The organism is Photobacterium sanctipauli (assembly GCF_003026495.1).
Classification (GTDB): domain Bacteria; phylum Pseudomonadota; class Gammaproteobacteria; order Enterobacterales; family Vibrionaceae; genus Photobacterium; species Photobacterium sanctipauli.
The window spans coordinates 270207-296532 of the sequence record NZ_PYMA01000001.1; the positions used below are offsets into that span (position 1 = coordinate 270207).

General features: G+C 47.3%; 20 protein-coding genes. 10 read left to right on the top strand and 10 right to left on the bottom strand.

Features of this window, described 5'->3' with window-relative positions:
- The first annotated feature begins 469 nt into the window (after positions 1-469).
- The 3 genes from C9I98_RS01200 (at position 470) to C9I98_RS01210 (ending at position 2779) form a co-directional block, all read left to right on the top strand.
- Positions 470-1273: a nucleotidyltransferase family protein gene (locus tag C9I98_RS01200; protein ID WP_036832516.1), complete on the top strand. Its 804-nt coding sequence runs from the start codon at positions 470-472 to the stop codon at positions 1271-1273.
- Between the two features lie 306 nt (positions 1274-1579).
- On the top strand, positions 1580-2359 hold the full coding sequence (locus C9I98_RS01205) for a RelA/SpoT domain-containing protein (RefSeq protein WP_173424733.1): 780 nt from the start codon (positions 1580-1582) through the stop codon (positions 2357-2359).
- 144 nt (positions 2360-2503) lie between these two features.
- Positions 2504-2779 (top strand): Rho-binding antiterminator, encoded by a 276-nt coding sequence (locus tag C9I98_RS01210; RefSeq protein ID WP_036832512.1) that lies wholly within the window; start codon positions 2504-2506, stop codon positions 2777-2779.
- A gap of 51 nt (positions 2780-2830) precedes the next feature.
- On the opposite strand, the gene C9I98_RS01215 is transcribed toward C9I98_RS01210, so the two are convergent.
- The 3 genes from C9I98_RS01215 to mrcB all read right to left on the bottom strand — a co-directional run bounded on the left by C9I98_RS01215 (position 2831) and on the right by mrcB (position 7467).
- Entirely contained in the window at positions 2831-4120 is a 1290-nt protein-coding gene (locus C9I98_RS01215; RefSeq protein ID WP_036832509.1) for an L-cysteine desulfidase family protein, read from the bottom strand.
- 349 nt (positions 4121-4469) lie between these two features.
- Complete coding sequence (locus C9I98_RS01220) at positions 4470-5018, bottom strand: NUDIX domain-containing protein (protein WP_036832535.1); 549 nt, start codon at positions 5016-5018, stop codon at positions 4470-4472.
- 103 nt (positions 5019-5121) lie between these two features.
- Entirely contained in the window at positions 5122-7467 is a 2346-nt protein-coding gene (gene mrcB / locus C9I98_RS01225; protein ID WP_051902742.1) for a penicillin-binding protein 1B, read from the bottom strand.
- Between the two features lie 228 nt (positions 7468-7695).
- Between mrcB and C9I98_RS01230 the strand changes: the two genes are divergently transcribed.
- Positions 7696-8148 carry a hypothetical protein gene (locus tag C9I98_RS01230; protein WP_036832530.1) on the top strand — a complete coding sequence of 151 codons (453 nt, stop codon included), beginning with the start codon at positions 7696-7698 and terminating at the stop codon, positions 8146-8148.
- Between the two features lie 95 nt (positions 8149-8243).
- Here C9I98_RS01230 and C9I98_RS01235 read toward each other — a convergent pair whose 3' ends face one another.
- From C9I98_RS01235 to C9I98_RS01245, 3 genes are all read right to left on the bottom strand, one after another.
- Positions 8244-9947 carry a phospho-sugar mutase gene (locus tag C9I98_RS01235; RefSeq protein WP_036832506.1) on the bottom strand — a complete coding sequence of 568 codons (1704 nt, stop codon included), beginning with the start codon at positions 9945-9947 and terminating at the stop codon, positions 8244-8246.
- Positions 9948-10145: 198 nt separating this feature from the next.
- The gene (locus C9I98_RS01240; protein WP_036832504.1) at positions 10146-12026 is read right to left on the bottom strand and encodes a DEAD/DEAH box helicase; all 1881 of its coding nucleotides are present in this window, start codon (positions 12024-12026) and stop codon (positions 10146-10148) included.
- 314 nt (positions 12027-12340) lie between these two features.
- On the bottom strand, positions 12341-14020 hold the full coding sequence (locus tag C9I98_RS01245; RefSeq protein WP_051902740.1) for a sensor domain-containing diguanylate cyclase: 1680 nt from the start codon (positions 14018-14020) through the stop codon (positions 12341-12343).
- 317 nt (positions 14021-14337) lie between these two features.
- Between C9I98_RS01245 and C9I98_RS01250 the strand changes: the two genes are divergently transcribed.
- The 3 genes from C9I98_RS01250 to C9I98_RS01260 all read left to right on the top strand — a co-directional run bounded on the left by C9I98_RS01250 (position 14338) and on the right by C9I98_RS01260 (position 18301).
- The gene (locus C9I98_RS01250) at positions 14338-16344 is read left to right on the top strand and encodes an exoribonuclease II (protein WP_107271461.1); all 2007 of its coding nucleotides are present in this window, start codon (positions 14338-14340) and stop codon (positions 16342-16344) included.
- 90 nt (positions 16345-16434) lie between these two features.
- Entirely contained in the window at positions 16435-16989 is a 555-nt protein-coding gene (locus C9I98_RS01255) for a DUF1415 domain-containing protein (RefSeq protein ID WP_036821967.1), read from the top strand.
- Positions 16990-17041: 52 nt separating this feature from the next.
- Positions 17042-18301, top strand: coding sequence for a GGDEF domain-containing protein (locus C9I98_RS01260; RefSeq protein WP_036821964.1), 1260 nt, complete (start codon positions 17042-17044; stop codon positions 18299-18301).
- A 572-nt stretch (positions 18302-18873) separates the two neighbouring features.
- Here C9I98_RS01260 and malG read toward each other — a convergent pair.
- From malG to malE, 3 genes are all read right to left on the bottom strand, one after another.
- A complete protein-coding gene (gene malG / locus C9I98_RS01265) occupies positions 18874-19764 on the bottom strand; it encodes a maltose ABC transporter permease MalG (RefSeq protein ID WP_107271462.1) in 891 nt (296 codons plus the stop codon).
- Positions 19765-19775: 11 nt separating this feature from the next.
- On the bottom strand, positions 19776-21359 hold the full coding sequence (gene malF, locus C9I98_RS01270) for a maltose ABC transporter permease MalF (RefSeq protein WP_107271463.1): 1584 nt from the start codon (positions 21357-21359) through the stop codon (positions 19776-19778).
- A gap of 65 nt (positions 21360-21424) precedes the next feature.
- On the bottom strand, positions 21425-22606 hold the full coding sequence (malE, locus tag C9I98_RS01275) for a maltose/maltodextrin ABC transporter substrate-binding protein MalE (RefSeq protein ID WP_036822112.1): 1182 nt from the start codon (positions 22604-22606) through the stop codon (positions 21425-21427).
- 606 nt (positions 22607-23212) lie between these two features.
- On the opposite strand from malE, the gene malK reads away from it, so the two are divergent.
- From malK to C9I98_RS01290, 3 genes are all read left to right on the top strand, one after another.
- Positions 23213-24322 carry a maltose/maltodextrin ABC transporter ATP-binding protein MalK gene (gene malK / locus C9I98_RS01280; RefSeq protein WP_036822527.1) on the top strand — a complete coding sequence of 370 codons (1110 nt, stop codon included), beginning with the start codon at positions 23213-23215 and terminating at the stop codon, positions 24320-24322.
- Between the two features lie 134 nt (positions 24323-24456).
- Positions 24457-25317, top strand: a complete 861-nt coding sequence (locus tag C9I98_RS01285) for an alpha/beta hydrolase (protein ID WP_051902194.1) — start codon at positions 24457-24459, stop codon at positions 25315-25317.
- A 182-nt stretch (positions 25318-25499) separates the two neighbouring features.
- Positions 25500-25682: a hypothetical protein gene (locus tag C9I98_RS01290; RefSeq protein WP_036822523.1), complete on the top strand. Its 183-nt coding sequence runs from the start codon at positions 25500-25502 to the stop codon at positions 25680-25682.
- Positions 25683-25797: 115 nt separating this feature from the next.
- On the opposite strand, the gene C9I98_RS01295 is transcribed toward C9I98_RS01290, so the two are convergent.
- Positions 25798-26259 carry a dCMP deaminase family protein gene (locus tag C9I98_RS01295; protein ID WP_036822521.1) on the bottom strand — a complete coding sequence of 154 codons (462 nt, stop codon included), beginning with the start codon at positions 26257-26259 and terminating at the stop codon, positions 25798-25800.
- Positions 26260-26326 lie beyond the last annotated feature (67 nt).

Consider the following 26326-nt stretch of genomic DNA (forward strand, 5'->3'; position numbering starts at 1 on the left):
CCCCCTATATTGCCATTGATAATCCATGGTGCCTGAGGCTAATAATACCCACCAGGATAAGCCATTGGTCTAAGTATTACGCTGGAATAATGGTTGGCATAATATGCACCTTGGCTGAAAAGAGCGCAGGTTATGCCGCCATCGCTTAAGACACGACAACAAAAGAAAGATTTGAAAGACGCGCAAGATCACAACATCAATTACCATCTTTTAAAGAAAAAGCAGAATATCAGACCAGTAACATGGTGGTTGCTGTTCAATTTTCCAGCTAAAGTGCCCATGAATAAGTTCATTATTTGATGCAAAGTTATAACTCGATCACACCGCAAATTTCCTGATTGCGAATCTAATCACACGCCTGACATTTCCCTGCTTATTTTCACCTTGATTCATATTGAAACTCGCCCCTCTGCCCTTATATCTTAAGCAGGCCACTTGGAAGATTAAGTGGTGTTATTAAGGAGTTTCAATGATCTCGAAGTCTTTATTCAGAACGTGTTTTGTTCTGCTTTGTATTCTCGGCCGTGGGCCTGTTGCCAATGCAACCATCCCTCAATTTACCGATTCAGATATCGAACATCCTGCACCAACACAAGATACAAAGAATAAGTTGCAACGCTCGCTCAGCGGTTTGTTCTCGGTCCAAAGCTTTAGGGCCCATAACTTGTATCAACCCCATGACCAATTCGATGAACTCTACGCCCAAGCAGAGCCTGCTCAAAAAGAACTGGAACAGCTTCTAACAGAAATTAGCCTTCACTCATCCACGACTCCACAGCTACCCGGCGTAAAATCAGAGCAACGAGCCAAAGACAAAATTGCCACCGAGTTGGATGGCCACGTTGAGCACCTTACAGACATGGCTCGCGGTACTTTAATTGCCAAAGACATTCCTTCGCTTGTTCACGCCTTCGAGCAAATTAGCAAAGAGGCAACCGTGGTTGAGGTTAAAAACCGTTTCAAGCAGCCAGCACCGTCAGGCTATCGTGACCTGAAACTACTAGTGCAATTGCCACAAACCAACATCATTGCAGAAGTTCAGCTTCACCTAGACAGTATTGCGGCACTTAAAAGTGGCCCTGAACACGTTATCTACGAGCAAATTCAACAAACAGAGCGTACAGCCCAAGCTGAGAATAGAGATCTAAACGATATCGAGACGGCACGAATTAGCCAGCTACGCAAACAAACTCAAGAGATGTACCAGCAGGCCTGGCATCAGTACCTGCAACCAGAGACCGTCGCTCAAACGGCATTAAAACTGGCTAGCTAGTTTAATCGCCTAACAACCACACCAGAGGCCCTATTCGAAAGATTAGGGCCTTTTTTCTACTCTATTCATTACTCACTAAGCCCCTCAATCGATACATTCACCGGATTTATGCATTATTTCCTGCAATTCATCCTGCGTTCAGATAAAACTGGTAATCTGTTCACATACCCTAAGTTACTTAGGTATAAAAAGTGTAGCTAGCAACACACCTGATACGTCACCTTTACTAAGCAAAGCGCTTAGAGATACCGTTTCACGTATAGTACTGGCCTAACCGGCCGGTATGACAGGAGTTGTTCAATGGATATTAAATCTGTACTTCGCACTGGCTTTATTCTTCTTATGGTGTTTGGTCGAGGCCCGGTTGTAGCTTCGCCAATCACAGATTTCCCAGAGCTAGACTATGAGGTACCGTCTAAGCAATCTGAAACAAGCAAAAAGACGTTTCAGCGAAGCTTAAGTGGTTTATACAGCATTGATAGTTGGAAGCAGGCTGCACTTCAACAGCCTTATAGTGACTTTGAATCTATGTACCATGCTGCGCCAGCTGCCCAGCATGAACTGGCTAACCTGATTAATGAAATTAGCTTGGTTACCGAAACAGCATCAGTGGTTCCTCCAGTAAAAAGTAAGGAGCGCGCTGAAGTAAAAATTAACACTGAGCTAAACGGCCAGGTCGATAAAATTACCGATTTAGCCCGTGCCTCGATTGTGGCAGACGACATTCCGAGCTTAGTTCAAGCCTTTGAGCTGATGAACAAAGAAGTGGAAATTGTCGCGATTAAGAACCGCTTTAAGTCACCAACCGAGTCAGGTTACCGTGACCTTAAGATGCTGGTTCAACTGCCTAAATCAAAGATGATCGCAGAAGTTCAGTTACACCTTTCTGCTATCTCTACCGTTAAAAACGGCGAAGAGCATGAGATTTACGAGCAGGTACAGCACATCGAACGTAATGCACTTGCAGAGAAACGTGATATTACCGAGTTTGAAAAAGCCCAGATTGCCAAACTGCGCGCAACCTCGAAAAACCTTTATCATGACGCCTGGCAGCAATATTTACAGCCAGTTTCTATCGCAAGCTAACAGTTAATCATTCCCCCTTGAGGCTGCAACAGCATGAACGTGGCAGCCTCAAACCCCAACACAGCATTACCTAAAACCATTACCTAAGCTTAAACTTAATGTCATAGCGCTTGAAAATGACTGCCGACGACATGAGGGATAACCATGAGTAACCGCTATCAGCCAATTGACTGTCATCTTTATGACTACTTCGAAATAGCTTGCATGTACCACTATGACGTAAAGCTTGATTTGCTGGATGACAGTACATTGGAAGGCAAGTGTATTAATACAGAAACCCAGCCCGACAAGTCTGAGTGGTTGATTTTTAAAACCGAATTCCAGTACACCAAAATCCGGTTAGACTTCATCACCCGGATGTCTTCTATCACACCCGGCGCAAAGTTTTCGGTGATAGAATGTGAAAAGAGCACCTCGTAAGGTGCTCTTTTTCGTGTCATTGCTGTATTAGCGGTGATGAATAGCCATCACTTATTTATGAACCATGATATCCAAAATCTGCACATCTGTTTGCGTCATAGCGCCATTCGCCAGTGATGCCATGTTACGGATGGTTGCATCGACATCATCACACACAATGCCCTCACAGCCCGTCACACGGATGCCATCAAGCGCCATCAAGGCTGCTTTTAATGCCGCACTTGCCGACGAGGATACTTTCATTGCACAACTGGTTTTCGCCCCGTCACAAATAATGCCGGTGATATCGCCAATCATGCTGCAAATTGCTGAACTCACTTGCTTAAAGTTACCCCCCAGCAACCAAGTCATTCCCGCTACAGCACCCATAGAAGCTGTTGTTGCACCACACAACGCTGATAACTTGTTTTGGTAACTCTTAATGTAAATAGCCATTAAATGCGACATCATTAGCGCACGTGTCGTTGTTTCAGGATCGGCTTTTACATGCTCAGCCACCACAACCACAGGCATGGTTGCCGCAATACCTTGGTTACCCGAACCCGAATTACTCATTGCAGGCTTCATGGCGCCATCCATCCGCGCATCAGACGCTGCAGATGTACGACGTAGGATATCGGTCATCAACCCACCAGCTAGCAGGCCACGGTCGACATTGCGCTGGAACGTAGCACCAATTTGCAAACCATACTTACCGGTCAACCCTTCTTGCGACAAGGCATCATTTAGCTCGAGCGACTGGTTGATAAAAGCAATATCTTCAAGCGGCGCATGCAAGGCAAAATCATAGATATCCTGCGCCGTCGCTTCTTCAAAAATATTCACTTTTGCCGGCGCTTGCGCGGCTGGTGCTTTTTGATCTGCAATAAAGCGCGTTTCACCATTTACCTCAATCGATACAACTTCGGTATGGCTGTCTGCAATCATCACTGTGGCAGTGTTGGTACCGTCCGATACCGTCGCCTTAGCAAATAGGATGTTGCTCACTTCAGCAACGCCAACGTTAACAGAACCTGCATCTAGCATCGCTTTTGCTGCTTCAACATCAGCTTTAGTGATGCTCTTTAGCACTTCCAAACCAGCTTCAGGCTCACCCGCAAGCGCACCCACTGCAGCTGCAACAGGCAAACCAACCATACCCGTGCCCGGCACCCCTACACCCATGCCATTTTTCATTAGGTTAGGTGATACAAATGCATCTATTTTTACTGGTTTACCCGTAAGCTGCTGAGTCGCAATGGAAGCAGCCAGTGCAACAGAGACAGGCTCTGTACATCCTAAAGCAGGAACAACTTCACGTTTTACCGTCGTAATAAAATCAGCCCATAGATGCTTTTTCATTGTTATACCTTTGTGCAGAATATTTGGTGTAGGGAAATGGGTTCAAACTATGCTGTCGCACATAGACCCTTCATTCTATAAGGATTAATTTACACCTATTCTTGGGGAATGTTTTCCTAATATTTGCTACCAAAAAGACCATAAGTAGAAAAATTTCCCACAAAATAAAGTCATGTGGAATTTACAGCCTACCAAATAGTCAAATTTGAAAAGAGAGTATCTGCATTCATTCTATAAAATGCGAAGAAGGGTATAAGAGGGTATAAAGCAGGTATAAAAAAGGCGAGATTGAACTCGCCCTCTATGTCTCTATTTTTCCGATGATAAAGCAAGTTTACCGGTGATAATGCTAGCTCGCGGCTTTCAACGCTGGCTGGGAAGCGGTCAGCAGCTCTTCAACAATGCGCCTTAGCAAGAAGGTTTCACGTTCAATCGACATGCCCTTTTTCTCACTGTTTGCCATTGTGTGCTCGTTGTGGGCAATCGCATCGTAGATATTCATCCACACGGGCTTCATGCCGTTTTTCACTTCATAGTCTTCTAGCTTTGTCTCACCCAGTTTTTCATCGATAGTACAAACGTAGCAGTAAGACTCCATGTGCATAATATCGAAATCTGGCTTGTACCATGGGCGATATTCTTCATACATACCAAATTCAGTGATGTCACGGATATTCTGGGCGCCGGTTTCTTCTTCTAGCTCACGAATCAACCCTTCAACGGCATCTTCACCTTGGTCTATTCCACCACCCGGTAACGTATAGTCATGGTAACGCTCTGTATAGAGCATCAAGATATTGTCACCATTTAGGATGATGCCTCGCGCCGCCTTGCGGTGGAACATGGTTCCTTCAAGGTTTTTTAGATCAGGGTGAACGGTTGATTTCAATAAACGCATGACAAAGGTGGTCTCGTAGCCAGTTTCAAAGCGGTGCATTGTATCTATCTGGTCGCCCCCAAGCAAATTTCACCTTTTGGGCGACCAGCCATGTATCTACTGACTACCAGGTAAATAGCCGTTTAATGAACGTACCGACCTTCTTGGCACAACCTTGCTTTAGCGAGCCTTGAGGGTCCCATGCGGGTAGGTGAGTCTGGCCAACGCAGCTTTGTGAAAGTACGCCGTATTGGTCGCGGTAATAATCAAACTCAACCACTTGGTTAGGCTTTTTCATTACCAGCGGCTCAGGATCGCGGTGCTGAATATAGTCGGCATACAAGCGCAATGGTCCAGAAGAGCCTGTCAGCTTCACTGCCTTGTTATCATCTCGTCCCATCCATACCGTGACCACCTCACGGCCATCAACACCGACATACCAGCTATCGCGGCCTTTATCAGACGTACCGGTTTTTCCTGCCAAGCGCGACGACGGCAAGACTGAATTCAAATAACGGCCTGTCCCCTCGGTCACGACTTTTTGCATACCGTACATGGTTAGCCACGCTGCTTGTTCAGATACCGCAGGCGTTGAGACCGGTAAGCTTTGGTAAACAATGTTCCCTTGCTTATCAACGACTGCGCCAAGCGCACTCAGCTCACTTCGGTGACCGCCGCTGGCGATGGTTTGGTACATTTGGGTTACCTCAACTGGCGTCAAGGTAAACGCCCCAAGCAACATGGATGGCAGCTTTGGCACTTCATCAGGGTTGACGCCAAGCTTCTCCATTGTCTCGGTTACTTGATCAAGGCCAACCGCCATCCCTAGGTTAACTGTCGGTATGTTGTAAGACTTCGCTAACGCTTGGTATAAAGGCACTTCACCCCGGAATTGGCGGTCATAGTTGCGAGGTGACCAATTCTCACCATTTTCGCCTTTTAACGTGATCGGCTTATCTTGCAAACTCGTCGCTAACGAAAAGCGCTTTGGCATTTCGAGCGCAGCCAGATAAATTGCCGGCTTCACCACCGAACCAATCTGCCTTTTTGCATCCAAGGCTCGGTTAAAGCCGTCATAGCCGGTACGTGAGCCTCCGACCATGGCACGTATTTCACCGGTCATGCGGTCAGCAACCACCACCGCAGTTTCAAGCTCATCACCGGCATTGGCTTCCAGCTTAGGCACAGTATTTCGAACAGACTGCTCCACCATAGCCTGCGAGCGCGGGTCAAGCGTGGTAAACAAACGTAAGCCTTGCCCTGCTTGGTAACCATCCACTTTTTGCTCAAGTTCGCGCTGCAGCTGGCCGAAGTACGCGGGCTGACGATTGGCAATTTTGCCCTTGGCTTGAATATCTAACGGCTTTTCAATCGCCGCTAAATAGTCGGCTTGCTCCAAGGTGCCGTTTTCCACCATCAGTTGGAGTACTAGATCGCGGCGTCGCTTAGCTCTTTCTTCATATCGCCACGGGTTGTAATACGAAGGCCCCTTCACCAAGCCAACCAGTAATGCTTGCTGATCCACCCGAAGTTCGCGCAACGGCAAGCCGAAGTAATAACGGGAGCCTAGCTCAAACCCGTGAACGGCATCTCGACCACTTTGTGCCAAGTACACCTGGTTTAAATACGCATCGAGGATCTGGTCTTTGCTGTAGCGATAGTCGATGATTAGCGCCATGTAGGCTTCTTTAAACTTTCGCCACAAACTACGTTCGCTGGTTAAGAACATGTTTTTCGCCAGCTGCTGGGTCAGGGTACTTCCCCCCTGTACCGTACGGCCCGCTTGCATGTTGGCAAGAAATGCACGGGCAATGGCCGTAGGCGATACCCCGTCATGCTGGTAGAAATCGCGATCTTCCGTTGCTATCAGCGCATCAATCAGCGGCTGAGGCATTTCATCTTTTGGACGATAAATACGCTGCTCTTCCGTTTGCGCTTCCAGCATGCCGAGCAACTTAGGTTCGACCCTCGCAATACCGAGTTCTCGCTGGCTATCGGCTTCATAAATTCGGCGTATCTTGGAATAATCAAACTCAACCACAAGGTGACGAGCATCTTTCAGTCCATCCCTAAATTCAAACGGACGGCGGATGAACTCTACCTTCAAACGGCTAGTGGTGTACTCGCCCGCTTTAGTTGGTTTGCCCTCAACCTTGCGATACTTGAGTACTTCCAGCTCATTGATCAGATCTTCATAGCGGATCACCGCCCCAGGCTGGAGGGTTAGCTCGCGTGCATAGACCACCGAAGGCAGTTGCCATAACTGCCCTTCGAATTTTTCCGTGATTTCTTCGTTAATGGTCATGCCCATTTTGACCATGCCCGCCCCGAACAGTAATGTGCCGCCGATTAAGGTATAGGCAACGGCTTTGTAGCGTCGCTTCTTCACCGGTGGTTGCTGCTCTTGTGATATGGAAGGCTTGCCTGCCTCTTTAGGTTTCGATGAGTTAGGCTTTTGTTGATCGGTCATAATGGTCTTGCTGGTTACGAATTCGTGCAGACCTTATCCGAACTGCTGCCCTCAGGTGTCATCGTTTTGTCAAACAGGCGCTGGCTTTTATCGGCAAAATCACTCAAAATACGCCCCCTTTTATTGGGTAATGACAAGACAGAAACGACCGCTTTCTCACAGCAATATCGTGGCTCTGTTTACGTCATTTCCTATGTTGTTAATAAGTCAGATAAAAGCCGAGATAAAATGGAACGCGATTACAAACTTGAATGCCTACTAACGATGCCACGCCACGAACTGGAAGAGTTTAGCCTGCGCGTTATCGGCCGTATGGTTCCAGAAGATGTCATGCAAGAATTGTTTACCTTCGAGCAAGAAGAAGTAGACAGCGAAGAGCGTATGAAGTCGGCGCAATTCGATGCAATGCTACGAATGACAGCCATTGCCTTGGGTGAAGTCAGTGTGGCGTTCTCAGAATCTGACAATGCGGCGCAAAATACTGAGCGTATGACCCGCTTGATCCTATGGCATTTCTACGCCATGTCGTTCAATCTTGAAGAGGCCGTCAGCCTAGAGCAACACTGCCAACAGGTGGAAGCGATTCTGACAAAAGCACCCAAAGATGCATTTGGTTGGGTGAAAGTTCTTACTGACCTGTTGCACAAATACGCCGAGCTTAGCGAGAAGAAAAGCAGCTAGCAGTACTTAAGCTAGAAGCAAAACAGCTAGCAGTACTTGAGCCAGAAGCAAAAAAACAGCCAGATAACTCTGGCTGTTTTTATATGTGCAGAAAGTTATAACGAAGCCTGGTGCTTAGCAATAAGATCGGCCATCGCCTCTTCAGCCCGTTGCTGAGCATGTTCGATAGTATCTTCATGGCTCATGGCTTCAATCACCTCATAATAACACTTGAGTTTCGGCTCTGTCCCTGACGGCCTAACCACAACGCGGGAATCATCATCCAGATGGTAAATCAGCACATCACTTGGCGGTAAATCAATGGCTTCAACCTTGCCATCGTCATGGATCTTCTGGGAGGTTTTCAGATCATCAACGATCATCACCTTGCGTCCTGCAATACATTGGGGTGGATCGGCACGCAGGGTATCGCCTATCGGCGGCGCACCTGGCTCTAGGGCGATACTCCGCTGGGCATTGAGGTATAAGCCATGTTCACGATAAATCGCTTCCAAACGGTCCCAAATAGTATGGTCACTGGCTGCCAACTCGGCGGTAAGCTGAGCAAAAGCGACCAAAGCAGATAAGCCATCTTTATCCCACACCGTATTACCCACGGTGTAACCGAGCGCTTCTTCGTAGGCAAATAGGAATTGGCTTTGCTCCGTTTGTTGCTGCATGGCCACGTTCGTTAACCACTTAAAACCGGTTAAGGTCTGGAAATAACCCGCGTCGACCGACTTGGCCACTTGCTCCAGCAGGCTTGAAGACACAATCGTCGTTCCCACTAAGCATTGCTCCGGCACTGCATGGGTCAGTAGGTAATGGCCAAGCAGTACCCCTACCTGATCCCCTGTCAGCATTTTGTAATCACCGTTCTCGGTTTTTACCGCAACAGCAAAACGGTCGGCATCGGGATCATTGGCACAAGCAAGTACGGCACCATGCTTTTCGGCTTCGGCAATTACCAAATCCATCGCCCCTTCTTCTTCTGGATTAGGGAAGTTAACCGTAGGGAAAGCGCCATCAGGTTCACGTTGGGCTTTTACACTGTAAACTTGGTTAAATCCTGCATCTTTCAATAATGTTTCTGCCATATCCGCCCCAACACCGTGCATTGAGGTATAAGCAAGGCTAATGCCTTGGGGCTCTGTATGATTAGACAGGTACCGACTCGTATTCAACGCATCACGGTATTGGTTGTAATAGTCATCAGTTAACCAAACCAATAGTCCCTGCTGCTCCCCTGCCTCAAGGCTCATCGACGGCAAAGCTTCGGTGGCAGCAATATCAATTTGTGCTGCGATGCCTGCATCATGAGGCGGAATAATTTGTGCCCCGTTGCCCCAGTACACCTTAAAGCCGTTATAAACTGGAGGGTTATGGCTTGCCGTCACCACAACACCCGCCGCCGTACCGAGTTGGCGAATACCAAAGGCCACCACTGGCGTCGGGGCCACTTTGGCAGTTAAGAAAACCTTAATGCCCTTTGCCATCAGCATACAAGCTGCATCTTCCGCAAACTGCTTCGAGTCAGGACGGCCGTCATAGCCGATAATCACCCCTTTCATTGCGGCATTTTCAGCTGCAGTCAGCAAGTACTGACCTAATCCCAGTGCAGTCTCCTGTATAACCAGCCGATTCATCCTGTTAGGACCAGCACCAACTATTCCCCTCAAACCAGCAGTACCGAATGCCAAGCGGGATGAAAAACGGTCTTCGAGTTCAGCCTGATTATCACCCTCAAGGAGTTGTTTTAATTCTTCTCGGGTAACCGGATCGGGGTCTCGTGCCAACCATTGTGATACTTCGTTTTTCATTTTTGGTATTCCCTAACATCAAACAAACCTACTGCATGAAGTATAGAGCTTGTATAGGAAGTTATGTCTTTGTGCCGATATTCATATCGATAACAAAGTGTTAAGGCTCTTTTGATGGTGGGATGAAAAGGTATAGACGAAAAAAACCAGCTCCCAAGGGAGCTGGTTTCTTATTTAAGCTTTGTCAGCGACGAAGGATTAATCTTCGAAGCGTGGCTTACGGTCGCGGCGCGGAGCACCATGGTTACGCTCACCACGGTAACTACCACGGTTGTCGCCACCACGGTTACGGTCGAAACGGCGTTCACCGTCACGACGACCACGGCCACCATCACGATTGCCGTCACGGTTACCACGGTAACCACCACGACCACCATCACGGTTACCGCCACGGCGGTGTTCGCGTAGTACTTCACCTTCAACAACAACCGCTTTCACTTCGTTCTGGCGGATGCGTAGTTTCTTAAGCTGAGAAGCTACTTCTGCAGTCATCTTCTTAGGAAGCTGAACATAAGTGTGCTCTGGTGCAAGCTTGATAGCACCGATGAACTCTTTGCTTAGGCCAAGTTCGTTCGCGATTGCACCAACGATATCTTTAACCTGAACACCTTGCTCACGGCCAACCTGTAGCTGGTAAGTATCCCAGTCAGCGTTGTTGTAAGTGCGACGTTCACGACGCTCGCCACGCTCACCGCCACGGTCTTCACGACGGCGCTCACGACGCTGCTTGTCACGCTCGATAGCAGCAATCATTGGGTCTGGGCCTTTGTAGAACAGAGGACGGTTACCCTGCTGGCGCTGAAGAAGCATTGCAGCCAATGTTGCAGCATCAACATCGATAGTTTCTTGTAGCTTTTCAACCAGCTCAACAAACGCTTCAACGTTAGTTTGTTCTTTCTGAGCTTCAAGCTCTTCGCCTAGACGAGTTAGACGAGCCTGAGCAACAACGTCACGTAGAGGAAGTTGGATTTCTTCCATACGAGACTTAGTTACGCGCTCGATAGTACGTAGCATGCGGATCTGGTTAGTGCGAACCAATAGGATTGCTTTACCAGTACGACCAGCACGGCCAGTACGACCAATACGGTGGATGTAAGACTCAACATCGAACGGGATGTCGTAGTTGAATACGTGTGTAATGCGTGGCACGTCAAGACCACGAGCAACAACGTCAGTAGCAACTAGGATATCAATAACACCGCGCTTGATGTGCTCAACCGTACGCTCACGTAGCGACTGAGGGATATCACCGTGTAGTGCAGCAGCCTTGAAGCCACGAGCAGATAGCCAATCAGCTAGGCGCTCAGTATCTTGACGAGTACGTACGAATACGATTGACGCGTCAGTTTCTTCAGTTTCAAGAAGACGGCTCATTGCTTCGTCTTTTTCAACACCTTTCACTACCCAGAACTGCTGCTCAACCTGAGAAACAGTACGGTTCTCACCAGCAACGTCAATGCGTGCAGGTTCGCGTAGGAAGCGGTCAACGATTTCTTTAACCATTGGAGGCATAGTTGCAGAGAACAGTACGCGCTGTGCTGATTCTGGTGCTTGCTCCATGATCCAAGTTACGTCATCAACGAAGCCCATTTTTAGCATTTCATCGGCTTCATCAAGTACAAACGTGTGTACTTCGTCAAGGTGTAGACGATCACGAGTGATCAGGTCTTTAACACGGCCAGGAGTACCAACAACAATGTGAGCACCTGCTTTAAGTGCACGCATCTGGTCAACGATAGAAGCACCACCGTAGATTTCTAGTACTTTAAGACCCTTGATGTTTTGACCAAGTGTTTTAATTTCAGCAGCAACCTGGATAGCAAGCTCACGTGTTGGCGCCATAACGATCGCCTGTGGCTTATGCTGTTTTAGGTTTAGCTTGTTAAGCAGTGGCAATGAGAATGCCGCTGTTTTACCTGTTCCTGTTTGCGCTTTACCAAGTGCATCAGTACCAGTAAGAAGTAGAGGAATAGACGCCGCCTGAATAGGTGTAGGCGCTACGAAGCCCATTGAGTCTAGTGCGGATAGTAGTGTGTCGGCCAGGTCTAACTGGCGAAATTCTGTAACAGATTCTTGCATTGGGATCCCAATAAATGATCTAACGTAAAACGGGGCCCCTAAAGCTAAAAAACGGTTCTGCAACAGCAACCACAAGCTTGGGCCTCGACTATAGAGGCGCGCATTGTGCGCTATTACTCGATAAAATGCCAGAAAAAATTGAGCAATGTCACAAAATAACTTTCAAGCACCTATTATTTAAACAATAAGGCTGTGTCATGAACCATTTAGCCTCAAAATAATACTCAAACCGTGATGTTTCCCACATTTTGTATAAGGAAAATGAGAGCGGAAATTAGTGATAATTCAAATATTAACCACGATTTGAATCCAGATCAGTTTACAGCCGTGGTTTGGAACATCTGGTTACGTCCACGCATTTTTGCCTGATATAACGCTTTATCTGCGCTATCAATAAGCATCTTCTCTTTGCTTTGAGAGTTGGGTTGTAACGAATGACAGCCCAAACTAATGGTTACCCGGCCTTTTTTAGAACCTATATGCCTGATTGATAAGTCAAATACTGCTTCCAGCATCTCGCCGGCGATAGTTTTTATCACTTCGCTATCACTCTTTGGTATTAAACACGCGAATTCTTCCCCACCAAAGCGACTTACCAGCATACTTTTATGGCGCTTAGCAACTTTCTCAAGTGTAGCGGCAATTTTTCTAAGACATGTGTCCCCCGCCATGTGCCCGTATTGGTCATTGAAACTTTTAAAGTAATCTACATCGACCATTATCACACTCAACGGCACTTGCTTCTTTATTGCCTTATTCCAATATCGCTTGAGGGTTAAATCAAAAAAGCGCCGATTAGCGATACCTGTCAGGCCATCTTGCATCGACCACCGCTCTAACTGCTGGTTGGCTTTTGCCAATGCCTGGTTGGATGCCAACAACTCTTGAGTCCGTTCGCTTACCCTAGCCTCTAGCTGAGCGTTCAACTGACTCAGCTCCTCATGATTACGCTTAATCACAATTTGTTGGCCAAGCGCGGCGCCGAATAGCTTGAGGATTTCCCGCTGGTGTTCTGTCAGGGTTCGCTGGTTAATTAAATTGTCAGCAGCAACCCAGCCGATACAATTATCACCATTCCACATGGCAATCATGGCATTCCATCCGGTCCCGACTTGGTTAGTACCGTAATATAGAGGTGCATTTTCTTTTACGACTACATGATCCTTGCGGCTAAGGGCTTCATTAACAAGTGGGTGGTCGGGAATCGAGCTGCTAAAGCTTCGCCTCGATACCAGATTGCCATCGGGGTCAGTACCATAAGTGCCTGTCATTTCATTCTTGGCAAAGTCAGTAAGAAACACAGCCATTCGGTCAATTTCAAGGTACTGGCGGCCAAGCGCCACCGCATTTTTATACAGCTCCTCTAAAGACTCAGCTTTGGACAGTTGTAACGTCACGTCGTGTAAACGCTGTAGTAAAGATAGATACGCATTAATAGAGTGATTGCGCACTTCCAACTCAGCCTCAACACTGCGCCGAGTCAGGTGCTGATCGAGTACTTCTTGCTGCAATACCCTGACACTCAAATCAGAGGCTATTTTATCTAGCACCTGCTCGACATTACCTAACTTGTCATCAATGCATTCAGGGCGCTGAGTTTCAATATACAAATAGCCGACTTGGCGATTATTCATCTTGATAGGAAGGAGCAGTTGGCACCAAGCACAGCTTGCTTCATGCCAAATCGCTTTATAAGGCTTATCGGTAAAAGTACAAACAGTCTGACCGGATTGCTTGACCTGCGCTAAGGTTTCATAAGGCACGCCGTTGTAATCGTCAAAACGTAGCGAATTGAAGTAAAACTTAAAGTCGGTGTTCACCCAACTGGCTAACACGCTGGTTTCATCTTTGTGTTCCACCATAAAGGTGATGTAATCGAGCTTGAGCTCTTTCTGCAGCGTCGACAACAAACAATGGCACCAACGCTCCATGTTGGCTTGATTCGTCAGCTCAGCAACCAACTGCTCCAACCCGGTTTCAAACTCTGTGTTCATTCCTTTACCTAGCTAGCTTCTTTTCAGCAATTTTTAGAGTGATTTTTTTTCACTTTTACCAAAGCATTGAGAATTTATAAATCTTGATCACCAATAGTGTGACAAGTGATACCCATTAATTTAAAGAAGCCACTGTGTGTCGCTATTTATTCCTTTACTCCTTCATTTACTTGTCATTTTTGCCCCATCCCCACACCAGTGCCAATAAACAAATAAGTCATAGACTATGACAATCCGGTGATACTCATTGGGTTAAACTTGGTTTTAACCGCTGAAGGCCTTATTATGTGCCTGTTAACTACCTGAGAACGGGCATAATGTTTCAAGATAATCCTCTATTAGCACAGCTAAAAAAACAGATTCAGGAAACTCTTCCTAAGAAAGAAGGCAATATCAAAGCGACGGATCGTGGCTTCGGCTTTCTGGAAATCGACAATAAAGAGAGCATTTTCATCCCACCTAACTATATGAAGAACGTCATGCACGGTGACCGTGTTGTGGCTGTTATTCGTACAGAGAAGGAACGTGAAGTTGCTGAGCCGCAAGAGCTTGTTGAACAGTTTATTACTCGCTTTATCGGCCGAGTGAAGCTGATCCGTGACCGCTTGCATGTTGTTCCTGATCATCCTCAGCTAAAAGATGCGATTAAAGCCCGTCCAGTAAAAGGGTTGAATCCGGAGCTACTGAAAGAGGGTGACTGGGTTGTTGCTAACCTTACTCGTCACCCGCTTGTTGGTGATAACAAAACCTTCTTTTGTGAAATCAAAGAGAAGATCACCGACAGTAACGACAAGATTGCTCCATGGTGGGTTACTCTGGCTCATCACGACTTGCCTAACGCCGAGCCAGCACCACAAGAAAGCTGGTCGATGCTGGACGAAGGGCTAGAGCGTGAAGACTTAACGGCACTGCCTTTCATTACTATCGACGGTGAATCGACCAAAGACATGGACGATGCTATCTACACCGTGAAAAAAGATGACGGCAGCTTCGAAATTACGATTGCGATTGCCGATCCAACCTCATATATCGCCGTTGGCGATAAGATGGACGACGAAGCACGCCAACGCGGCTTCACTATCTACCTGCCGGGTCGCAATATCCCAATGCTACCTCGCGAATTGAGCGATGAGCTTTGTTCATTGCTTGAAGACGAGAAGCGCCCAACACTATGCTGCCGTGTAAGCATCGATAGCGACGGCGTTATTCAAGACGACATCCACTTCTTTGCCGCTTGGATTAAATCTCAGGGCCGTTTGGCATATAACAATGTGTCAGACCTGCTTGAGCACGGCCAGTGCGAAGGTTGGGAACCAAACGCGGTGATCCTTGAGCAAATTACGGCGCTAAAAGGCTTTGCCGACGCGCGCAGTCACTGGCGTGCAAACAACGCTGTTGTTTTCCCGGACCGCCCTGACTACCGCTTTGAGCTTAGCGAAGATAACGATGTTATCGCTATTCATACCGATCCTCGCCGTACAGCGAACCGCATGATTGAAGAAGCGATGATCACAGCAAACATCTGTGCCGGCCGTGCGCTTCAAGCTAAGTTTGGTATGGGTGTGTTCAACTACCACAATGGTTTCAACCCAGAGAAGCTGGACACGGCAATGGAGTTTCTGACCAATGCAGAAGCGCCGTTTGAAAAAGAGCAGCTGTTGACGCTAGAAGGCTTCAGTGCGCTTCGCCGTTGGTTGAACGACCAAGACTCCACTTATCTAGACAACCGTCTGCGTAAGTTCCAAGCATATAGCGAAGTGGGCAACAAGCCAGCTGCGCACTACGCCATGGGTCTGGATGTCTACGCAACTTGGACGTCTCCAATCCGTAAGTACGGTGATATGATTAACCACCGTTTGCTAAAAGCATTGATTTCAGGCCAAGAGCCAAGCCAAACACCGGACGATAACGTTGGTGAAGAAATCGCAACTCACCGCCGTAGCCACCGCATGGCCGAGCGTGACGTGGCAGATTGGCTATACGTTCGCCTGCTTAAAGATGCAGTGAAGCAAGAAACCGTATTTACCGCCGAAGTGTTTGATATCAACCGCGCGGGTATGCGTGTTCGCCTACTTGAAAATGGTGCGGCAGCGTTTATTCCTGCACCGCTGATTGTTAGCGAGAAATCACGCATTGAGTGCAGCGGCGATTTGGGTATTATCAATATTGATAAGATCAAAGAATTCCAGCTAGGCGACAGCTTTGAAGTGAAGCTCGCTGAAATTCGTTCTGCCACTCGTCAGTTGATCGCCAAGCCTGTTAAGCAGTTCCCTGCAACAGAAGCGGCAGCAGCAGACGCGACGAACGAAGCAGAAAAAGCCTAAGTTAACTCGATATTGGGTTACAATCTCAAGAGCCAGCATGCGCTGGCTCTTTTTATATCTATACAAAAAATAATTACTACTAAGTCAGCTATGTCAGAACAAAACCACATCGCCATCGAGCAAGAAGTACAACAATGGCTAGAGAATGTCGTGATAGGCCTAAACCTTTGCCCATTCGCAGCAAAGCCCAACCGCAACAAGCAAATCAAAATCCATTTGCATACTAGCCAATCTGAAGAAGCATTACTGGAAGATATCTACCAACAACTGAAAATGCTGGATGACACACCGGTCGAGCAACTTGAAACAACACTTGTTGTCGCCACCGAGTTATTTGGTGAGTTCGATGACTACAACCAGTTCCTTGATTTGGTGGATGCGCTTGTTTTCCAATGTGGCTATGAAGGCACCTACCAAGTGGCTAGCTTCCATCCGAACTACTGCTTCCAAGGTACCCACCCAGAGGATGCAGAGAACCTGACCAACCGATCCCCATACCCTATCTTTCACCTTATTCGTGAAGCCAGTATGGAAAAGGTGCTCAAGCACTACCCTGATCCTGAGGGTATTCCAGAGCGCAATATCGAGTGCGTGGAAAACCTCAGTGAAGACGAAGTAAAAAAGTTGTTTCCTTTCCTAAAGTAATTAATCGCTTTGTCGATAACTTTGAATAGTGTTCAATAACGCCGTTTGGACTATGCAGCCTGTATCATTTTCTATTTTTAGACACGCTAGTTTGCGCTTCGGGCTGCCTATTTTCCTTGCTGTCAGTTTATTGATTGGCTTCTTGCCATTTATACAAGAATGGGAACTCGCATACAAAAAGGCGATGGCACTGCAGCCGTATATCCTTTTTGCATTGGTCATCTTACTGAGCCAATCATTTTCTCAAGGGCGCACATCGCTTGCCGCCATTGCCATGCAGATAGCCTACAGCTTGGCAGATAATTTCTTATCTGACCCACTGCCAGACAACTTCATGACGCTTGGCTACTGGCTTTTGGCTGCCCTTTTACCGCTCAACCTGCTTCAGATACAACTGCAGCCCGATCGCAGGCTGCTGTCGCGCCACGGTAGCGGGTTTATTGCCTTTTTGTTGCTGCAGTTGAGTTGGTCCTGCCTTGTCGTTTATCACTTTCAGAGCAGTGACTTCAAATGGTTAACACACTCTCTGCTTTTCAATCTCCAGGCTTGGTCACCGCTGCCAATCATATTAATCGTACTGTCAGTCATGACGATTGCATATCAGGCACGGTTGGTTCTAAAACGTAACCACAGCCATGATCAGGCGCTTTTCGTCTGTAGCCTCTTTGCCTTTATTAGCTTTATTCTCATCGATATTCCGTATGTCACCAGTAGTGCTTTCTCGCTCGCAGGGTTACTGATATTGCTCAACCTGATCAGCAATAGTCATGAACAAGCGTACATTGACCAACTGACAGGCATTTCAGGGCGGAGAGCGCTTGAGACTGAACTGAAGCACCTAGGGCGAACGTACACCATTGCTATGCTGGATATTGACCATTTCAAGCAGTTTAACGACAAATACGGCCACGATACCGGTGACGATGTGCTTCGCCTTGTCGCCAGCTTAATGTCTGAAGTGGACGGCGGCGCCGAAGTATTCCGCTATGGCGGAGAAGAATTCACGATTCTATTTAAGGGACGGGAGCAGCGGGAGTGTATGGCATCATTGGAAAGCTTACGCCGCCGGGTTGAAACATACCCGTTAGTGCTACGGCACTACTCTGATAGGCCACGCAGCGATACCGAAGGTAAAAACAGCCGAAACCAGCCCAGCCATCATGAGAGGCAGCAAGTTCAGGTAACCATCAGTATCGGTGTCGCTGACAGTTATTTAGAGCCCAAGCCTGAGCGGGTTATGAAGACGGCAGACAAAGCCCTTTACCATGCCAAGGCAACAGGCCGAAACCGCATTAGCAACAAAACGTCTTAACCCCAAATAGCCTAGAGTTGTAGACATAAAAAAACCCGATGAATAATCGGGTTTCGGTTACCAATAAAACTTATCATCTTCGTCGAAGAGTAAGCCCAGCTATGCAGCAACGCCAATTAAGTGTAAGCGCAGAGGTTTCCTAGCAGACCGGCGGCCAAACCAATGCTAGGTTCTGAGCTTGGGAGTCGCTTGCCTAAGTGAAAAACAAGCGTTGTTATTATCATTATCTCTGTGAGTATTTCACATACCCTATACGTATTATAGTAACAGCCGAGCAGAATATTGGGAACAAAAAAACAGTGATTTAAGAAATTCAGTCAGATCCAATTCAGTATTTCCTATCATTTATAAACTGTTGTTACCAAAGATAAATCTACTAACTTTATTGTAAATAGCATTATTGAAAAGCAGCTGGATGCATATATTCACGGCATCTATATTCACTTGAACTCATTAAACTGTTTAGCAATATTCCATTCTCGCGCTATCGGACATCGCCCATCAATGAAAATAAAGTATAAAAAGGCCTGCATATAGCAGGCCTTTGGTTAGGTGTCATTGACCAAGGGGAATTAGCCTTTCACACCACCGGAGGTTAAGCCACCAACAAGGAATTTCTGTGCAAGCAGGAAGACCGTTGTAATTGGAATTGCTGATAGTACCGCTGCCGCTGCAAAGTCACCCCATAGGTAGTTCTGAGGGTATAGGTACTGCTGCATACCTACAGCTAGGGTGTAGTTGTTCACATCCGTCAATAGTAGCGATGCAACTGGCACCTCAGTGACTACACCGATGAACGACAGGATGAATACTACCGCTAGGATTGGCACTGACAGTGGCAGAAGAACCAAGCGGAATGCCTGCCACGGCGTTGCACCATCCAATGCTGCTGCTTCCTCAAGCGAACCATCAATGGTTTCGAAGTAACCCTTAATCGTCCATACGTGCAGTGCAATACCGCCAAGGTAAGAGAAGATCAAACCACCGTGGGTATTAAGCCCCAAGAATGGGATGTACTGACCAAGGCGATCGAACAAGGCATACAATGCTACCAGTGCTAGTACGGCAGGGAACATCTGGAAGATCATCATCCCTTTTAGGATGGTGCTCTTACCCTTGAAGCGCAGGCGCGCAAACGCATAAGCACTGGTGGTTGATAGCGCTACGATAATAATCGACGTAATACCCGCAACTTTTACCGTGTTCCACAGCCACAGCAGTACTGGGAACGGTGGCGGGGTTACGCTGCCATCACTGTTGGTTACCGAGAAGCCTAACGCTAGACGCCAGTGATCTAGCGTTGGGTTACTTGGGATAAGCTCACCGCTTGCAAAGTTACCTTCACGCAGGGAGATAGCAACAATCATCAACAACGGGAAGATGGTTGCCGCTAGGAACAAACACAAGCCGATGTGCGTTGCCCATACCCGATACTTTAATGATTTAGGTTGAACCATTGGCATGACGTCTCTCCTTAGTCCTGCTCAAGCTTAGTGTTGGTGAATTTCAGGTTAAGTAGTGCCATACCACCGACCAATAGGAAGATAATCGTTGCGATTGCACCCGCCAGACCAAAGTCCTGGCCGCCGCCACCTTCGAACGCGATACGGTAGGTGTAGCTTACTAGCAAGTCGGTGTAACCAGCTGGCTCTGAAGTACCAACCATATTAGGACCACCAGACGTCAAGAGCTGGATCATTACAAAGTTGTTGAAGTTAAACGCGAAGCTTGCAATCAGTAGCGGCGTTAGCGGCTTAATCAACATAGGCAGTGTAATGTTGAAGAAGTTCTGGATTGGGCCTGCACCATCAATGGCAGACGCTTCATAGAGGTCATCCGGAATCGACTTCAATAGGCCCATACATAGGATCATCATGTAAGGGAAACCAAGCCAGGTGTTAACCAGTACAACCATCACTCGCGCCATGATTGGGTCAGAGAACCAAGATGGCTTAATGCCGAACATCGCCTCAAGTAGCATGTTGATCTCACCAAAGCTCTGGTTAAACAGGCCCTTAAAGATCAAGATTGAGATAAAGGATGGTACCGCATATGGTAAGATAAGCAGTACGCGGTAGATGCCGCTACCTTTTAGTGGCTCCCACTGTACGATACAAGCCAGTACCATACCCAGTGCCAATGTAAGTGCTACGGCAAGGAAGGCAAATACCACCGTCCAAACAAAGATACCGAAGAAAGGCTCTTTGATGCCGTCATCAGTCATTACACGTTCAAAGTTAGCCGCGCCAACACCAACGACGAATCCTGGAGAAATTGGTTTGTCGGTAAACGCACCGTTTTCATCAACAGGCTGGTAGAAACCGATTTCCATGTTTGGTTTAAATAGTTGCTGGGTCTGGTTGTTCAGCAACGTCTCGCCGTCTTCTTGAAGCGTGAATAGCGGCGACTCAGCAGCAAACTTACGTAGGCCGCTCATGCGGATATCGTCACCGTTTGGCATTTCAAACTCGATTTTGCTCAAGTTTGCACGGTTTTGGACGATCGCACGGATCTTTTCTTTCTCACCCTGAACACTATCAACCAAGCGAAGATCCATTTGTTCTTCCGCCGGCGGATTAGAGATGTCAAAAACGTCTGATGCCAGCAAATCACCGTTAGCCTTGATTATTATTTGGTGACCATTTTCAACCTTATACAGATCAAAGCCATAGCTTTCGCCCGCAAGGAAAGTTCGCTGTTGTAGCACCGACTGCGCACGCTCTATGGAGAGCTGGTTAGATGCGCTGTAGTTAGTAAATGCCAGTCCCACGGTATAAATTAGCGGGAAGATGACGAAAATTAGCATCCCGGCAATGCCCGGATAAATATAGCGATGAGCGTATGTTTTCTTACTACCGAAGATATAAAGAGCAAGAGCTGTGAGGACAACGGTAAGAAGTGCAAAAGGAATTTCACCTTGAGCATACATCAATACGGTGGCATAACCGTTGATCGTACCGATCATGCCAAGTAGTGACCACTTCAACCACTTACGATAATTTAATTTTGGACTTTCATTTGGTGTTTCTAAAAGTCCGGCACCTTGAACTGACTGCATCTCAGCTCCTTGCTAGCAAAATGACAATAAAAAGTGGGGAGAGTTGCCCCTCCCCGCAAAACGTATTACTTAAGAATGTGACCAGCTGCTGCGTCTAGTGCGTCATCAACGCCCTGGCGACCATCAACAACATTCTGGATTGCGTTACCTTGTGCGTACCAGAAAGCAGTCATCTGCGGTACGTTAGGCATGATTTCACCGTTCATTGCGTTATCCATTGTCGCAGCGATACGGGCATCTTTATCAAGCTTCTGCTGGAAAGATTTCAGCGCAACCGCGCCCAGTGGCTTATCAGCGTCAACCTTCGCCAGACCTTCGTTGGTTAGTAGGTAGTTTTCGATGAACTCAACCGCTAGGTCTTTGTTAGGAGACACTGCGCTGATACCGGCAGTTAGAACACCAACAAATGGCTTAGAAGGGTTGCCGTTTAGCTTAGGCAGAAGAGTAACGCCGTAGTTGATGCCAGATTTCTCGATGTTGCCCCAAGACCAAGGACCGTTGATGGTCATTGCTACATTACCTTGGTTGAACTCAGCTTCTGCGATGCTGTAATCCATATCTGGAGAGATAACTTTCTTATCAACCAAAGACTTGATGAAGTTCATGCCGTTCTTGGCACCTTGGTTGTTCACACCAACATCTTTAACGTCGTAACCGTTAGCAGTGAACTTGAACGCGTAGCCACCATCAGCAGTTAGTACAGGCCATGTGAAGAACGGTTCTTTTAGGTTCCACATGATCGCTTTCTTGCCATCTTTTTGAAGCTCTTTATCTAGCGCTTCAATGTCTTCCCAGTTCTTAGGTGGGTTAGGCACTAGGTCCTTGTTGTAAATAAGTGAAAGTGCTTCAACTGCAACAGGGTAACCTACGTACTTGCCGTCGTATGATACTGCATCCCAAGTGAAGTCGATGATCTTGTCCTTCATTTCCTGAGATGGGTTGATTTCAGTTAGTAGACCCGCTTTTGCGTAGCCACCGAAACGGTCGTGCGCCCAGAATACGATATCAGGACCATCGCCAGCCGCGGCTACTTGTGGGAAACGCTCAGCTAGGTTATCAGGGAAAGCCACTGTTACTTTAACGCCAGTGTCTTCTTCGAACTGTTTACCTACTTCTGCCAAGCCGTTGTAACCTTTGTCACCATTAATCCAAATGGTTAGTTGACCTTCTTCAATGGCTGCGTGCGCAGAAACAGAACCAAGAGCAGCAAGGGTACAAAAAGCGACTGTGCTGAGGACTTTCTTCATTTTTAACATCCTTCATGATTGTTATCGGTTGTAATACAGAGTTGACTCTGCAACACAATTTGCAGGGTGTATCATCCACCAGTATCAAGCACATGGCATCATCCTGTGTTCTACGCCCCCACCCCCCAAGTATGAAAAGCGTGATCTATGTCGTTTCGATTAGTGATGCAGATCTAATAACGACGATCGATTGTGATACAGCGCACATAGTACTTGTAATAAATGTTCCGTTCAGCCCCACGTACGACAAAGTGTGATCTAAGCACTCCTCCCCCCCTCATCCCCCTTTTAATTTCTATAAAAGGAGGATGTTTTACTGGCTTTCGTAGGCAAAAATACGACCATACCCAACGGGGTAGTTGAAGATGCTGTTACTGTTCAAGCTAATAGTTTTTTCTCAGTAACCACTTTTTAAGACGACAGCACCGTTTTATTTCTTGGGGAAGTAAATAAAGCGAATTTAGTCCGGGTAGTCGTCTGTTCTCTCCAATGAATAGACGACTACCCGTTTTTTCTTCAGCTGCGCTGAAAAATTCTTTACCCGCAAGGCGCTGGACACATATGATGTGGCCTTGCTGGCAACAACAACTTAGAGGAATAGGCTCGATGACGAGTGTTACTTTACGAAATGTGTGTAAAGCATATGGAGATAACCTGATTTCAAAGAATGTCGATCTCGATATTGCTGAAGGCGAGTTCGTTGTCTTTGTCGGTCCATCAGGCTGTGGTAAATCAACTCTTCTACGTTGTATCGCAGGTCTGGAAGACATTACTTCTGGCGATTTATACATCGGCGAAGAACGCATGAACGATGTGCCACCATCAGAGCGTGGCGTTGGTATGGTGTTCCAGTCATACGCACTTTACCCACACCTTAACCTATTCGACAACATGTCGTTTGGTATGAAGCTGGCGAAAGCCGATAAAGAAGAAACCAAGCGCCGTGTCGACCACGCAGCAGAAATCCTTCAACTAGGCCATCTACTAGAGCGTAAGCCGAAAGCCCTTTCAGGTGGTCAGCGTCAGCGTGTGGCTATCGGTCGTACCTTGGTTTCTCAGCCTAACGTCTTCCTTTTGGATGAACCACTGTCTAACCTTGATGCCGCCCTGCGTGTACAGATGCGCATCGAGATTGCCAAACTGCACAAGCAACTTGGCTGCACCATGATTTACGTTACCCACGACCAGATCGAAGCGATGACCATGGCTCAGAAGATCGTGGTACTTGATGGCGGTTATGTTTCTCAGGTTGGTAAGCCACTTGAGCTATACCACTACCCACAAAACCGCTTTGTTGCAGGCTTCATCGGTTCACCGAAGATGAACTTCATGAGCGTATTCATTGAGCAAGTAGAAGATGAGCGTGTCATGGTACAAATGGCAGACGGTAATGCGTTCTGGATCCCGGTTGACGGTACAACTGTGACCAAGGGCGACCGCATGTCGCTGGGTATCCGTCCGGAGCACCTCGTGCCAGCGGATGAAGGTGATGCATGCATCGAAGGGACAATCCAAGTCGTTGAGAAGCTAGGTTACGAAACCCAGGCTTACATCCACCTCGACCACATGGATGCTGACTTCATCTACCGCCGTCCAGATACACTCAATGTTGAAGCAGGCGACACATTTAAAGTTGGCATTCCAGCCCACCGCTGTCACCTGTTCCACAGCGATGGCCGTGCTTGCCAGCGTTTGTACAAAGAACCAGGGGCGTAATCCAGCACTTTGTTTCAAGCAGCTAATACCATAAGCACTAGCAACACATGTACTAACACCACTAGCACCTAGTGCCAAAGGCGCTGTTGATAATATCAACGGCGCCTTTTTATTCTTTCTTGCCGAGATTCACTATGCCGACTTCTGCCTTTGAAAAGAATTACGACAATAGCCGTATGGTCATTATTGAAAACATGGCTATCCCGCAACTTGACCGTGAACGCACAGTTCGAATTTACCTTCCAGCAAACTACCATGCCGGCCATCAATCCTACCCGGTACTGTATATGCATGACGGCCAAAATGTATTTGAACCATCACTGTGCCTATCCGGCGCCAGTTGGCAAGCTGCTGAGCATCTCGATGCTTGCCAGAAGCAAGGTCATACCGATGGGATCATTATTGTCGCCGTTGATTGCAGCCAAGCACGGGAAAGTTTAGGTCGTCGTGACGAATACTCCCCTTGGCCCCATGCGTTTACTGGGGCGCTCACACACTGGGAGCAAGCACAGCAGTCACAGGGCGGCGAAGGCAGAGCCTATTGCGACTTCCTGGTTCATACCCTTAAGCCTTATATCGATAGCCAATACCGTACCTTGCCTTCGCGCGAGCATACCAGCATCGCGGGCAGCTCCATGGGCGGCTTCATCAGCCTCTATGCGGCATTAAGCCACCCTCACGTTTTTGCCAAAGCCGGCGTCTTCTCACCCGCTTTTTGGTTCGCCGCCGAGCCAATGAAAGAGTTTGTTGAGCAGGTGGACACCCCACTGCCAATTGAGATCTACATGGATATTGGTACTAACGAAACCAGCGATCATGCCATACCCGAATTTCCCGCTATCTATCACGATCTCGCTTGCGAGTTCGCCCAGCAGCTTCAAGCGAAGTCAGCAAAGATCCAATGTTGCTTTGATATAGAGGAAGGTGCCATCCATAGTGAAACTGCATGGGCCAAGCGCTTTCCTAACATGGTCAAACAATTTTACTTCAAGTGATCCATATTAGGCTGCGCTACGTATGACACGCTAGCCACCCGTTATCTGGGTGGAACATAAAACCGTCAACTTCTAAACTCAAACTATGCCAGTACGCAACTGGGCTGTTCTTAACACAGATTAGAACGGATGCCAGTACGAATTCTCTGGTTAGTATTCGCTTCAAGATGGAGGATCATGATATGAGCAGCCATGACAGAATCGAAGATATCGAACAACGTATTGATTTAGCTTACAAAGAGGGAAATTATCAAGAGGCAAAAGCACTCGAGGCCAAGCTCAACCGGCTGAGAGGCCAACATACCATGTACGATAGAAACGAGCCCTACTCCCTAGAGGGGCGTACTTTCATGGACTATGACTAATTTAAGTTGAAACCAACATTGCTGCTCTGATTCCGACGACCTTTATGAAAAAAGTGCTGCCCCCGGCAGCACTTTTTATGTTTTTCGTTAGGTCAACCTAGCGACCAGCTTAGCGCTACTCGACCGCGTTAAGCTTTGCCAATTCATCAAGCGGTAGCCAGTTTACCTTTACCCCTGCTTGAGTGAACATATCTTGGCTCACTTTAATTTTGTCACCCCAACGAGAAAGGAAATCTTCGGTTTGCTCTGGGCAATGTACCGTTGAAATACCTGTTTGGATGATCTTGGCTGCACAGTTCGGGCAAGGGAAGTGAGTAACCCAAATATCACAATCAGCCAAATCACGCTTAGCAAACAAAATCGCATTCTCTTCAGCGTGAAGGGTTTTTAGCAACTTCATTTCACGGTCATCAATATCAGCACTATCGGAGATACCGTGCGGGTAGCCATTGAAGCCAACCGAAACAATGCGATTCCCCTTAGTGATAACCGCGCCTACCTGCGTTGATGGATCCTTGCTCCAAGAACCGACCAATTCAGCCATTTGAAAGAAGCGCACTGCCCACTTTGAAATCATGCTCTTTACCTTTTCTTATTGATATTCACTATTTTGCAAAAGTTCGCAAATTAGCTCAAGCCTGTTC

Coding starts and splice junctions, on each gene's coding strand:
- C9I98_RS01200 (WP_036832516.1), top strand. CDS start 470: ATGATCTCGAAGTCTTTATTCAGAACGTGTTTTGTTCTGCTTTGTATT.
- C9I98_RS01210 (WP_036832512.1), top strand. CDS start 2,504: ATGAGTAACCGCTATCAGCCAATTGACTGTCATCTTTATGACTACTTC.
- C9I98_RS01215 (WP_036832509.1), bottom strand. CDS start 4,120: ATGAAAAAGCATCTATGGGCTGATTTTATTACGACGGTAAAACGTGAA.
- C9I98_RS01220 (WP_036832535.1), bottom strand. CDS start 5,018: ATGCGTTTATTGAAATCAACCGTTCACCCTGATCTAAAAAACCTTGAA.
- mrcB (WP_051902742.1), bottom strand. CDS start 7,467: ATGACCGATCAACAAAAGCCTAACTCATCGAAACCTAAAGAGGCAGGC.
- C9I98_RS01230 (WP_036832530.1), top strand. CDS start 7,696: ATGGAACGCGATTACAAACTTGAATGCCTACTAACGATGCCACGCCAC.
- C9I98_RS01235 (WP_036832506.1), bottom strand. CDS start 9,947: ATGAAAAACGAAGTATCACAATGGTTGGCACGAGACCCCGATCCGGTT.
- C9I98_RS01240 (WP_036832504.1), bottom strand. CDS start 12,026: ATGCAAGAATCTGTTACAGAATTTCGCCAGTTAGACCTGGCCGACACA.
- C9I98_RS01245 (WP_051902740.1), bottom strand. CDS start 14,020: ATGAACACAGAGTTTGAAACCGGGTTGGAGCAGTTGGTTGCTGAGCTG.
- C9I98_RS01250 (WP_107271461.1), top strand. CDS start 14,338: ATGTTTCAAGATAATCCTCTATTAGCACAGCTAAAAAAACAGATTCAG.
- C9I98_RS01255 (WP_036821967.1), top strand. CDS start 16,435: ATGTCAGAACAAAACCACATCGCCATCGAGCAAGAAGTACAACAATGG.
- C9I98_RS01260 (WP_036821964.1), top strand. CDS start 17,042: ATGCAGCCTGTATCATTTTCTATTTTTAGACACGCTAGTTTGCGCTTC.
- malG (WP_107271462.1), bottom strand. CDS start 19,764: ATGCCAATGGTTCAACCTAAATCATTAAAGTATCGGGTATGGGCAACG.
- malF (WP_107271463.1), bottom strand. CDS start 21,359: ATGCAGTCAGTTCAAGGTGCCGGACTTTTAGAAACACCAAATGAAAGT.
- malE (WP_036822112.1), bottom strand. CDS start 22,606: ATGAAGAAAGTCCTCAGCACAGTCGCTTTTTGTACCCTTGCTGCTCTT.
- malK (WP_036822527.1), top strand. CDS start 23,213: ATGACGAGTGTTACTTTACGAAATGTGTGTAAAGCATATGGAGATAAC.
- C9I98_RS01285 (WP_051902194.1), top strand. CDS start 24,457: ATGCCGACTTCTGCCTTTGAAAAGAATTACGACAATAGCCGTATGGTC.
- C9I98_RS01290 (WP_036822523.1), top strand. CDS start 25,500: ATGAGCAGCCATGACAGAATCGAAGATATCGAACAACGTATTGATTTA.
- C9I98_RS01295 (WP_036822521.1), bottom strand. CDS start 26,259: ATGATTTCAAAGTGGGCAGTGCGCTTCTTTCAAATGGCTGAATTGGTC.